This is a genomic window from Mucilaginibacter frigoritolerans (assembly GCF_007830615.1).
GTDB lineage: Bacteria > Bacteroidota > Bacteroidia > Sphingobacteriales > Sphingobacteriaceae > Mucilaginibacter > Mucilaginibacter frigoritolerans.
In genome coordinates this window covers 255901-267122 of sequence record NZ_VLLI01000003.1, presented here as the reverse complement: position 1 = coordinate 267122, position 11222 = coordinate 255901, and the positions used below count along the sequence as shown (strand labels likewise).

General features: G+C 40.5%; 13 protein-coding genes. 7 read left to right on the top strand and 6 right to left on the bottom strand.

The genetic code is table 11. The annotated features are described in order from the left end of the window. Window positions 1-84: 84 nt before the first annotated feature. The 4 genes from JN11_RS06985 to JN11_RS06970 form a co-directional block, all read right to left on the bottom strand. Entirely contained in the window at window positions 85-1881 is a 1797-nt protein-coding gene (locus tag JN11_RS06985) for a DNA polymerase III subunit gamma/tau (protein WP_144911053.1), read from the bottom strand. Window positions 1882-1959: 78 nt separating this feature from the next. Next, window positions 1960-2205, bottom strand: a complete 246-nt coding sequence (locus tag JN11_RS06980; RefSeq protein WP_144911051.1) for a hypothetical protein — start codon at window positions 2203-2205, stop codon at window positions 1960-1962. A 101-nt stretch (window positions 2206-2306) separates the two neighbouring features. After that, window positions 2307-3752, bottom strand: a complete 1446-nt coding sequence (locus JN11_RS06975) for a capsule assembly Wzi family protein (protein WP_144911049.1) — start codon at window positions 3750-3752, stop codon at window positions 2307-2309. Window positions 3753-4080: 328 nt separating this feature from the next. Further along, window positions 4081-4962, bottom strand: a complete 882-nt coding sequence (locus JN11_RS06970) for an aldo/keto reductase (RefSeq protein ID WP_144911047.1) — start codon at window positions 4960-4962, stop codon at window positions 4081-4083. 188 nt (window positions 4963-5150) lie between these two features. Between JN11_RS06970 and JN11_RS06965 the strand changes: the two genes are divergently transcribed. The 7 genes from JN11_RS06965 (at window position 5151) to JN11_RS06935 (ending at window position 10247) form a co-directional block, all read left to right on the top strand. Then, window positions 5151-6077: a hypothetical protein gene (locus tag JN11_RS06965; RefSeq protein WP_144911045.1), complete on the top strand. Its 927-nt coding sequence runs from the start codon at window positions 5151-5153 to the stop codon at window positions 6075-6077. Window positions 6078-6423: 346 nt separating this feature from the next. After that, on the top strand, window positions 6424-6789 hold the full coding sequence (rpsF, locus tag JN11_RS06960; protein ID WP_144911043.1) for a 30S ribosomal protein S6: 366 nt from the start codon (window positions 6424-6426) through the stop codon (window positions 6787-6789). Then, entirely contained in the window at window positions 6789-7052 is a 264-nt protein-coding gene (gene rpsR / locus JN11_RS06955) for a 30S ribosomal protein S18 (RefSeq protein WP_144911041.1), read from the top strand. Before rpsF ends, rpsR begins: the two co-directional genes overlap by 1 nt. 15 nt (window positions 7053-7067) lie before the next feature. Beyond that, entirely contained in the window at window positions 7068-7511 is a 444-nt protein-coding gene (gene rplI / locus JN11_RS06950; protein ID WP_144911040.1) for a 50S ribosomal protein L9, read from the top strand. Between the two features lie 153 nt (window positions 7512-7664). After that, window positions 7665-8258, top strand: coding sequence for a hypothetical protein (locus tag JN11_RS06945; protein WP_144911038.1), 594 nt, complete (start codon window positions 7665-7667; stop codon window positions 8256-8258). A gap of 137 nt (window positions 8259-8395) precedes the next feature. Continuing rightward, complete coding sequence (gene mtgA, locus JN11_RS06940; RefSeq protein WP_144911036.1) at window positions 8396-9157, top strand: monofunctional biosynthetic peptidoglycan transglycosylase; 762 nt, start codon at window positions 8396-8398, stop codon at window positions 9155-9157. Between the two features lie 61 nt (window positions 9158-9218). Continuing rightward, entirely contained in the window at window positions 9219-10247 is a 1029-nt protein-coding gene (locus JN11_RS06935; protein ID WP_144911034.1) for an LLM class flavin-dependent oxidoreductase, read from the top strand. Between the two features lie 10 nt (window positions 10248-10257). Here JN11_RS06935 and JN11_RS06930 read toward each other — a convergent pair whose 3' ends face one another. Both JN11_RS06930 and JN11_RS06925 read right to left on the bottom strand, forming a co-directional pair. Then, window positions 10258-10866, bottom strand: coding sequence for a YdeI/OmpD-associated family protein (locus JN11_RS06930; RefSeq protein WP_144911032.1), 609 nt, complete (start codon window positions 10864-10866; stop codon window positions 10258-10260). Window positions 10867-10914: 48 nt separating this feature from the next. Continuing rightward, window positions 10915-11208: a YciI family protein gene (locus JN11_RS06925; protein WP_144911030.1), complete on the bottom strand. Its 294-nt coding sequence runs from the start codon at window positions 11206-11208 to the stop codon at window positions 10915-10917. Window positions 11209-11222: the final 14 nt, after the last annotated feature.

The window sequence follows — 11222 nt, the reverse complement described above, 5'->3', positions numbered from 1 at the left end:
ATATGTTGGGTGGAACTGTTTTATGTGGGGATTTAACTTATTAATATAAGTTAAATAATATAGGAAGGCTTAAGGGAAATAGATTTAATCGAAATCAAGATTAAACTTGTTTTTAAGATCAACGAGTGCGGGATTTTTGGTGGCCATGTATTGGAATTTTTCAATGGCTGTGTATGGGCGTTTTACTACCTCTCTTTCGTCAATCCTTGCGCTTACCTCAATGCCAAAGTTTTTTAGGTTGGTACGTAAAAAGTTGAGCAGGTTAGGCCGTTCATCCCTGAAAAGATTTTCCTGTACCTTGTTTTCTACTATTACTTCGTAACTGTTAGGTGCAATTAATTTAGGAGCGTTGGATGTAAAAATAGTTAATGCATTCTTTTTGCCGTCGGCTTTAAGTTTTACGGCAAAATCACTCAGGCATTTTAAAAACTGATCGGGCGTGTAATCTTCGCGGGCTTCACCTTTAATATAAGGATCTTCTTCCTCAATTTCTGCTTCGGTCTTTTTACCTGCATCTTTTAACGATGGAATTATACCACTGCTGGGAGCAGGAATAAATATCTTCGGTTTCTCAACAGGTTCGGGTTTAGCTTCCTTTACTGGTGGTTTATCAGCAACCTGGGGCCTGGCAGTAGTTTGATAGGCAACCTGCGGATCGCTTGCAACTGCAACTTCTACAGTTATTTTAGCCTCAGGTGCAGCCGCTATTGCTGTGGAATCAGGTTTTTTTTTTAATTGCCCTTCTGCTGAAGACATTGCACTGATGGGTGTTGAGGCCAGGTTAAAGACCGAGAGCAGGTTACACATTTTTAAAAGTGCCAGTTCAACCTGCAAACGCTGGTTTTTGCTCAGCTTATAATTAAGGTCGCACTGGTTGGCAATATTCATGGCCGACAGCAGGAACGAAACCGTTGAGGCAACCGACTGTTGCAGGTATTTGTTCCGGATACCGTCGCTCACTTCCAACAGCTTTACCGTTGCCTGATCTTTACTTACCAGCAGGTTACGGAAATGTTCGGACAAGCCCGATATGAAATGTGCACCATCAAAGCCGCGGTTTAAGATCTCATCAAACAGTAACAGTGTTTTGGCGCTGTCTTCTTTAAGCAGGCTTTCGGTAATATTAAAGTAGTAATCGTAATCCAGTATATTCAGGTTGTCAATTACCGAACGATAGGTAACATTACCGCCGGAAAAGCTGACAATCTGATCAAACATTGACAAGGCATCGCGCAAACCACCATCCGCCTTTTGAGCTATGATGTGTAAACCATCCGGCTCGTAGCCAATGTTTTCTTTTTGGGCAATTGAGGCCAGGTGCGCCGCCATATCTTCAACCCTGATGCGGTTGAAATCAAATATCTGGCAACGGGATAATATAGTAGGTAATATCTTATGCTTCTCGGTAGTGGCCAGTATAAATATGGCATAATGAGGCGGTTCTTCCAGCGTTTTCAGGAATGCGTTGAAAGCGGCCTGCGATAGCATGTGCACCTCATCAATAATATATATTTTATAGCGTACGGCTTGAGGTGGTATCCTAACCTGCTCAATTAAGCTGCGGATATCATCAACCGAGTTATTGGAAGCAGCATCCAGTTCGTGAACATTAAAAGAGTTTCCGTTTTGAAACGACTGGCACGATGCACAAACACCGCAGGCTTCGCCGTTGGGCTGTAAATTTTCGCAATTGATAGTCTTCGCAAGGATACGTGCACAGGTAGTTTTGCCCACGCCACGCGGACCGCAGAATAAAAATGCCTGCGCCAGCTGATTATTTTTAATGGCGTTTTTTAGCGTGTTGGTGATATGCTGCTGACCTACAACACTTTCAAAAGTAACCGGGCGATATTTACGTGCCGAAACTATAAAATTATCCACAGCCACTAAGGTAGTAACAATATGTTGATGTTAAAAGTGGTGTGTGTAATTACTCAATGAACAAAATGGATGGTTATTTTAATCATCGTCATCCGGTAGATGATCGTCATCGTATGGGTCGTCAATATTGTTGTCGAGCTCCATTTCGTGAAAATCGTCATCATCTTCGGCCATATCCTCAAAGTCCTCATCGTCTATGTCAGACCAATCGCCTTCGCCATCTGCTATATCGTCGTCATCACCAGGCATTAACATCACTACTGTATTATCATCGTTAATAGGGGATACTTGTTCGCTTTTTTTTACACTGGGTAATATCATCATCGCAGCTTTTTTATTTTGACCAATTAAAAACACTCGCTTGTAAATGGTAAGTGCCAAATAAGGTATTTATTAAGCAAGTTACGCATCTATATTAAAAGTTTTTATAAAAATGATTTTGATGCTTTTAAGATGAGCCCCAGCGAGTTGTTTAATAGCTGTCCAAGATCAATGCCAATGTCGTAACCAATGGTATATCCATTTTTTAGTGGTCTCATACCTTCCAGGTAGAGGGATGCTTCATTTACTTCTGCAAATGGCGGGTCGCCTACTCCCTTTACTATACTGCCGACGCCGCGATACAGTTCTGATCCATTTTCAAAAGTGCCGTAATTTTTTGAATAAGATATTTTAGCCGTATAATACCATTTAAAGGCATATACTTCGGCCGCCACGTGCAAGGCGGACACCCTGTTATTTATGAAAAACTCATTGCCCTGGGCGCTGGATTTAGTTTTTGCATCGTAAGTTGGCGTTATAAATGGGGTACCTAATCCCATGTCTTTGTATGACCATCCCTGTAAATATTCATAGTTGTTATAATAATCTTCGGCACCCGATTTGGTGTCTTTTGAGCTTAGATATCCTGCCTGATTGGCTGTATACAAAAATTCAAAAAGGAATTTTTTCCAATAAAAATCGCCTGTTTTAGCCTGGTTATTGGCAATGCTTAAGCCATTTAACCCATCGGCTAAGTTGGCCAAATGCCATAATGCGCCTTTGTCATAAAGATTCTGACGGTAAACAGTTAAGGTAAGATCATCAAACCGATAAGTGGCCCCAACATCAAGTGATCCCAAATGATTGCCCACTTTTGAGCTGTAATAGGTTTTACCGCTGATAACATACCAATATGTTTTTAAAGGGGATAGTTTAAAGGAGGAACCAAAAACCTCCTTCTCATTGCCCCATACAGCCTCATGATTAAAGCCAAACTGGAAATGGAAGCGCGAGCCGGGCTGTCCGATATTAAAATAAAGATCGTTTTCAAGGTAATAGCCAACAAAGCCTTTGGGCTTTTCATTATATTGTATACCAATATCGCCAAGATAGCCTGTGGCAAAATGGCCTTTAACGGCAATTAACTTTCCAAATATGGGTATGCTGTAGTATTGAGGTACACCTATGCTTGCCTTGGGCACGCCTAATGCATTTCCGGATACAGAGAAGGAGCCGGATGATAAGGTTGAATCAACCAGGCCGATAATATCTTTTGAGCGCCCAACCTTTAATTCAAAAACGCCGGCACGCGCTTTTACCAATCCTTCAATCAGGGTGAATTGGGTTTGTTGTCCGAAATTCCCCCTGCCTTCAAACGACATACCCCAGTCTACTTTTTTTAAGGAATCATAATCTTTGCGGAATTTGGCGATCAGGCTGCCCGAGCCCCCCTTAAGCGGTATGCTTCCAAATTGGTCGGACCGTAACCAAAACGGAACAGTGTTGCCCGTGGTTCCGATACCCTGCGCCTCTAGACTGACATGAACATCCTGTGATTTTACTATTAAGTGAAGAAAAAGTAGCGTTATTAGTAAACTTATCGCTCTCATTTGAACTGCTTTAATATTTATCAAACCCTATTTAGTAAATTTTAATATTTACAAATAGATTAATTTAACCATCAATAGCAGATTAATAGTATAATGTTAACGGTGAAAAGCGACCAATATTTCAATGGAATTCACTAATATTTACTTTAATATAAATTTATTTATATTATTCTTATTTTGTTGTTATACTAAAGGAAAGAATCTTAACTATTGGTTGCTTAAAGAGTGATTTGATAAAATCAGGAGAAAATAGTAATGATATTATATGTATTTTTTAATACGTAAATAATATTATTACCTATAAAATAGATACGAAACTAAAAGAGTACTACTGTAAAAAGTCCATATCTTCTTTACTCAGTTTTATATTTGCTGCAGCTATATTTTCTTCAAAATGTGCCAGCGAAGAAGTTCCTGGTATAGGTAAAATCCATGGTGATTTATGCAGAAGCCAGGCAATATTTGCCTGTATTTCGTTCACTCCATATTTTTTGGCGATCTCGGCAATACGAGTATCTTTTTTGGGCACCGAAAGAAACAAAGAAAAATAGGGTACCAAAGGGATTTCATTTTTTTCGCAAATATCCAACACTTCTTCACCTCCGTTGCTTTCCATGTGGTCTGCTTTATGTGTGGTACGCTGCGCGTGGCCATACATATTTTCGACGGTAGCAATTTCGCCCATTTTCATAGCTGCTTCCAGATCATCTCGGGTTACGTTGCTTACGCCTACGTGTAAAATCTTACCTTCTTTTTGCATCTGGAACATGGCATCCATGCCTTCTTTAAAAGGTGCGCCGTGACCATGCATACAGCGGTAGTGCACTAGGGTAATTTGTTCCTGTTTCAGGGTGCGCAGGTTATTATCAATACTGGCACGCAAATTTTCGGGCTTATTATAGGGTATCCAGTTTTTGTCTGGCTTGCGGGCGCCACCAACTTTGGTACAGATCACCAAATCGGCAGGGTAGGGATATAAGGCTTCTGCAATTAACCTGTTGGTAACATCATCGCCATAATAATCGGCGGTATCAATAAAGTTAACGCCGCTTTGAATGGCTTTTTTTAAAATCTGCAAAGCCTCGGGGCGGTTTTGTGGTTCACCGTATATCTCGGGGCCGGTAAGGCGCATGGTGCCGTAGCCCAAACGATTAACGGTTAATGGATGGCTGCTATTGGCAGCTATGGTGATGGTGGATGGATTGCTCATATTTTATAGTTAGATAGAGCGAAGTTAGGGAATGTTTACTAAGTAAACATATGATAGAGTAATTTGATTAAATAAGGGTTTTATCAAAATAGGAGATGTTTTTTAATTTAATATATTGGTTTACAAAAAGTTATTAATACATTTCATATCAATTAACGAGAGCCCTTTAATTTATTTAAACCTAGACAATGGAAATAATGAACTATATTTCGAAGAATTTACCAATACTTATTGTCGTTATTGGTACCATCGCTGCGCTAATTGCTAATGCATATAAGAGCTCAAAAGATGCAAGTCAAAGTGATAATATTGAACGGCTAGGAAACGAGACACAAAAGTTATCTGCTCTTAATAGGGATATTTCTATAAAAATTCAGCAAATAACAACTGCTAACAAACAGACTTCTGATGAAAATTTGGCATTAAATCAAAAATCTAAAGAGTTGATCATAGAAGTCCAAAAACTAACGATAGAAACTCAAAAATTGATAGCTAAGGTTGATGAAAGAACAGCTTACGAAGCTGCTGAAAATCTACAATCCGGAGAATTACATTTAGATTTTAGTCAAGCCTTCACGGATAAAATTTCATTTAGGATAGGCGGAAATACTTTTAGCAATCCATTGAAGAATTTCAAAATGGGGGCTAAAATATTTCAATTTGCAGACAAAGATCCTATCTCAATCGGTTTTGACCATAGTAAGATATTAATAAGTATGAAAGTGTTTGATCTAAAGGGTAATTTAATAGCTGAAATCGAAAATAATTTTTGGAGACCCAATAGGAATTTTACTGGCAAATTTAATTACGATGACCACGGATTTGAAGTAATGGACAATGAAGGTAATATCGCTGTGAGTATTGATATAACTGGTACTAATCAGTTAGATATTCAAGGTGTTTTTCCGATTAAGGAACAAAAAATAATCATATTTGCAGGTCAGCAAATGAATATCTTAGCTTTCAAAAACCCAGACATTGAAGCGCAAGTTCAAGCTAGACATCATATTAGTTACGACGATTATCTAAATCAGATTCTTCACGATTTACGAATTAGGCAAATATTTGAGTATACTGGAAAAAATTGGTTGCATAAAAGGCGACCAATTGATTAAGCATATTAGCATTTGTGATTTTTATAAGTAAAATATTTCCATTTATTCCAAATGTTCACTTCGCGCTAGGGATAGCAGCGGATACCGGCCCGGCGGCTAAGGCCCGTGCAGTATGAGCGGATAGCCCGCCCCGGGCGCCCAACCTTTAGTTAGCAGTCATCAGTGGGCGGTAATTAATCTGACAAATGTTCGAAAATACTAAGTATGGCCGTGCAAAAAAGGGGGAGTGAAATAGTATAATGTAATAACTACACATTTTTTTACAAAAATGCACAGTTTTTCACAAGAATACTTATCTTTGCAGCCCCGTAATAGCGGGTAATTTATTAAAAATCAAAGTATAACAATGCAACAGTACGAAATCGTGATCGTTCTAACCCCGTTGTTGTCAGTAGAAGCAGCTGCAGAAGGCATCGCCAAATACAGCAAACTCCTTACTGATAACGGAGCCGAAATTGTCCAGGAGGATAATTGGGGTTTGAGAAAATTAGCGTACCCTATTCAAAAGAAAACTACAGGGTACTATCACTTAACTGAATTCAAGGCTCCGGGTGAATTAATTAACAAACTGGAAATTGAATTAAGACGTGATGAGCGTGTTTTACGTTTCCTTACCATTGCTTTAGACAAACATGCCGTTGCTTACAACGACAAAAAACGCAGTGGTGCATTTAACAAAAAATCACCTAAAGCAGAGGAGGCAGCAAACTAATGGCAAACGACCAAATTAAATACGTTACCGCTCCAAAAGTGGAGGATACACGTAAAAAATATTGCCGTTTCAAAAAGAACGGTATTAAATATATCGATTACAAAGACGCTAACTTTTTATTAAAGTTCATTAACGATCAGGGTAAAGTATTACCACGCCGTTTAACCGGAACTTCATTAAAGTTTCAGCGTAAAGTGGCTCAGGCGGTTAAACGTGCGCGCCACATCGGTTTATTACCTTATGTTACAGACTCATTAAAATAATCAGGAGGTAAAAAGATGGAAGTTATTTTAAAACAAGACGTAAAACACCTCGGCGATAAAGACGATGTAGTAAAGGTAAAGCCAGGTTATGGCCGTAACTATCTTATCCCTAAGGGTTATGCTATACAGGCTACTGAAAGTGCCCGTAAAGTTTTAGCTGAAAACCTTAAACAGGCTCAGTTTAAACAAGAAAAAATCCGTAAAGATGCTGATGCTATTGCTGCCCGTTTGGAAGGTGTAAAACTAACCATTGGCGCTAAAGCTGGTGAAACCGGTAAAATTTTCGGTGCCATCAACACTATTCAAATTGCTGACGCTTTGAAAAAAGAAGGCTTTGAAGTTGATCGTCGTCGTATTACTTTTGAAACTGAACCTAAATTTGTTGGTGAGTACGTTGCTAACGTAAACTTACACAAAGAAGTTAAAGTTCAGGTTCCTTTTGAAGTAGTAGCTGAATAAGTTTATTTCAGAAGTCGGATTTTCGATTTCGGAATTTGAATTATAATAAAAGGTGTTTTGCGAAAGCAGGACACCTTTTTTGTTTTGGGGCGTGCCGCTTCCCCGCTAACTGATTATTTTCTTTATTTTCGCATCAAATAACATCTTGCTTGTATGAAAAAAACTGTACTCTTATTTATTATTTCAATTTCAACGGTATTTGGCGCATATGCACAACGTACTACTTTGCCACAATTTAGTGTAGGTTTTAACCCGGGTGTTGCCGTGGGATCGGTTTCAAGTGTTTATCCGGTAGCCGGCGAATTATCGCTCCGGTTAGTGTACCCTTTGTCAACCAGCCCGGTAAGCATCACTTTTACAACAGGCTATACTTTTTATACCTCAAGTTCTGCTTACTCGGTAGGTGCTGATTTTGGCGGCGTTGGTGTTGGGTATAGTAGTGGTGATGATTACTATGGATCTACGGCTTCTTTTATACCGGTTATGGCAGGTGTTAAAGTGTATGTTGCCCGCAGGGTTTTTATTGAAGGTGAAGCAGGTGCATCATTTAATGTAAATAGCTATCCCGGGGATTATACCGGCAAAACAACAGCATTTATTTACTCGCCGGGAGTTGGTTATACTATTCCACTTGGCTACCGGGGCCGTAACAGTGCCGATTTTGGTTTGTTTTACGAAAACCGTGTTGAACCAGGAGGTGGATATACCCAAATTGCGGCACACGTAGCTTATAATTTTGGTTTGTAAGGCCGGATAGTGAACCCTAATACAAAAAAAACGTATCAGGGTACGAGAGTCAGGAATCAAAATTGCGCTAATGTGATTTTTTCTTGCTTCCCAATTCTTCTTTTCTAAACTACCACTAAATTGATACATTTAGCAAAATGAAAACTACCAAGGGTAAAGCACAAACCCGCAGCCGCACATCCAAAACTCCACCTAAAAAAGGCGCTTTTAAGGGTGGGATATTTAAACTGATCTTCCGGATTTTTAAAATTCTGTTTATTGTTTTTGTAGCGGGCAGTATTTTCTTTGTGCTGCTTTTCCGTTTTGTAAATCCGCCCATTACTTTGCTGATGATTCAGCGCGGATTTGAGCAAAAAGCCGCCGGAAAGCCATGGAAGATTGAAAAAAGCTGGAAAAGCTTTGAGGAGATTGCCGACCCCATGAAACGCGCCGCCGTTGCTGCCGAAGATCAAACATTTTTGGAAAACCATGGGTTTGACTTTAATGCTATGGAGAAGGCTTACAAAAAGAATGAGCACAGTAAAAAGTTGATAGGTGGCAGCACCATATCACAGCAGACGGCTAAAAATGTTTTCCTTTGGCCGGGCAGGTCCATTATCCGTAAGGGGTTTGAGGCCTGGTTTACCTTGCTGATGGAAGTTTTTTGGAGTAAAAAGCGTATAATGGAAGTATACCTGAATGTAATTGAAATGGGCGATGGCGTTTATGGCGCCGAGGCTGCTGCGCAAACCTACTTCCATAAATCAGCATCGCAATTGAGTAACCGGGAGGCTGCTTCCATTGCCTCTATATTCCCAAGTCCGTTAAAATGGTCGGCTACTAATCCGAGCGCTTATGTAAGGCACAGGCAGTACCTGATTATGAGAAATATGCGGAGACTGGGGCCGCTGGAGTTTTAGGCAGGCGTTCATTTTTTGAACGCATAGACGATATATTTGGGTTTACAAAAATCTACCAAACATGGAAATAGGGATTGATAGCTTTGCTTCGGCAATGACTAGCGAGGATGCAGCTAAAACAATAAACCGCGCCGATGCAATTGCCCAATTGCTGGAACGTATAAAGCATGCCGATGAATGTGGATTAGATGTTTTTGGTATCGGCGAGCATCACCGCAAAGAATTTTTAGACTCGGCCCCAACTATGATCCTGGCTGCTGCGGCAGCAATCACCAAACGGATTATATTAACCAGTGCGGTTACCGTTTTAAGCGCTGCCGACCCGGTGCGGGTATTTCAAAATTTTGCTACGCTTGATCTTATCTCTGGTGGCCGTGCAGAAATGGTGGTAGGGCGTGGGTCATTCACCGAAGCCTTCCCGCTGTTTGGCTTAAATCTGCAGGATTATGATGCCCTTTTTGCCGAAAAATTAGAACTTTTATTAAACATCCGCGATAACGAAGTAGTTAACTGGTCGGGTAAGTTTCGCCCTGCTTTAAAAAATCAGTCTATTTATCCGCGTCCGCTACAGGATCCGTTCCCGGTATGGCTGGGGGTAGGTGGTACACCAGAATCTTTTGTACGCGCCGGAGTATTAGGTTTGCCCTTAATGGTTGCTGTTATTGGTGGCGAAACGCACCGTTTCCGCCCGCTGGTTGATTTATACCGCGAAGCAGGGCGCAGGGCAGGACATTCGCCTGATAAGTTAAAAGTGGGCCTGCATTCTTTAGGTTATGTGGCCGATACTACAGAACAAGCTATGGATGAATATTATCCGGGCTATGCAGAAACGTTTACCCGTATAGGCAGGGAACGTGGATGGCCGCCGGTAACTCGTCCGCAGTTTAATGCCCAAACTGGTACTACAGGAGCCCTGCTGGTTGGCGGCCCCGAAGAAATTGCCGAAAAGATCATCAGGCACAGCGAAGCATTGGGGGGTATTTCAAGATTAACCTTTCAGATGGATAATGCCGATATCCCGCATGAAATACTATTGCATGCTATTGAACTGATCGGGAAAAGGGTGGCGCCGATAGTTAACGGGAAATAGGATAGGTAGATTATTTGTACCTCCAATGCCTTGATTTTCCTTCGCTCAGCCACTCTAAAGCTGTTTGCATGCGTTTAAGGCGCGTTGCATCTGTTTTAGCGTCGACTATCCATTCCACATATTCGCGTTTGTGCGATGGGCTGAAACTTTCGAATGTTAGCTTCGCATTTGGATGATCGGCCAGGAAATCCAAAAAATAATCAGGTGTTTCCGGTACAGCTTTCTTTTCGACAGGAGCTTTTTTTACCGGGACCTTTACATCATTTTCATTCAGTGCCATTGCCTGACGGATAAAATCAGTCAAAATCTCTTTTGCAGGTAAATCGGCAATGGTGGTGATCGGGCCGAAACTTCCCGCTGTTCCATCGCCCCGTTTTAATACACTGCCTGGGTCATTAAGTAAGGCTACTTTCCAAAACCCTAATGCGCAATGCTGTTTAAAGGCTGACATATTGCACAGCACTCCTTTATACTCATAAAAAGGGAATCCCCATTTTATGTTTTCGGTGATTTGTGGTGAGGTTTCATGAACCAGTTGCCTTATATACTCCAAAATGGGTTTTGCAAATGGTGCTGCTTTAGCAATGTAAGCATCTACCCGGCTGTCATATTGTTCCATCAGATTAATTTATTAAATACCACTGTAAAAGGTGTTATACTAAACACCCTATTGAATTTTTAATAAATTTCTTAAATCGGGATGACTTTTGGAAGTTAAAAATTGAGTGATTTTAAATTCCGCCAAATGATGTTTATGGAAAGGGTCCTCGGTAATAATTTGTTCTACTTCTTCAACAGAATCGGCTAAAGCAAGGATCACACCACCGTTTCGCGGTACTTTTCTGCCCGATGCTATAAAGATGTTTTGTTTGTAATATTTGTCCAGATACTGCACATGCGCTTCCATATGCTTATCCAGTTCCTCCAGCGGAACAATATAATGGAGATCTATAATGAACATGGCATCTGAAAAAA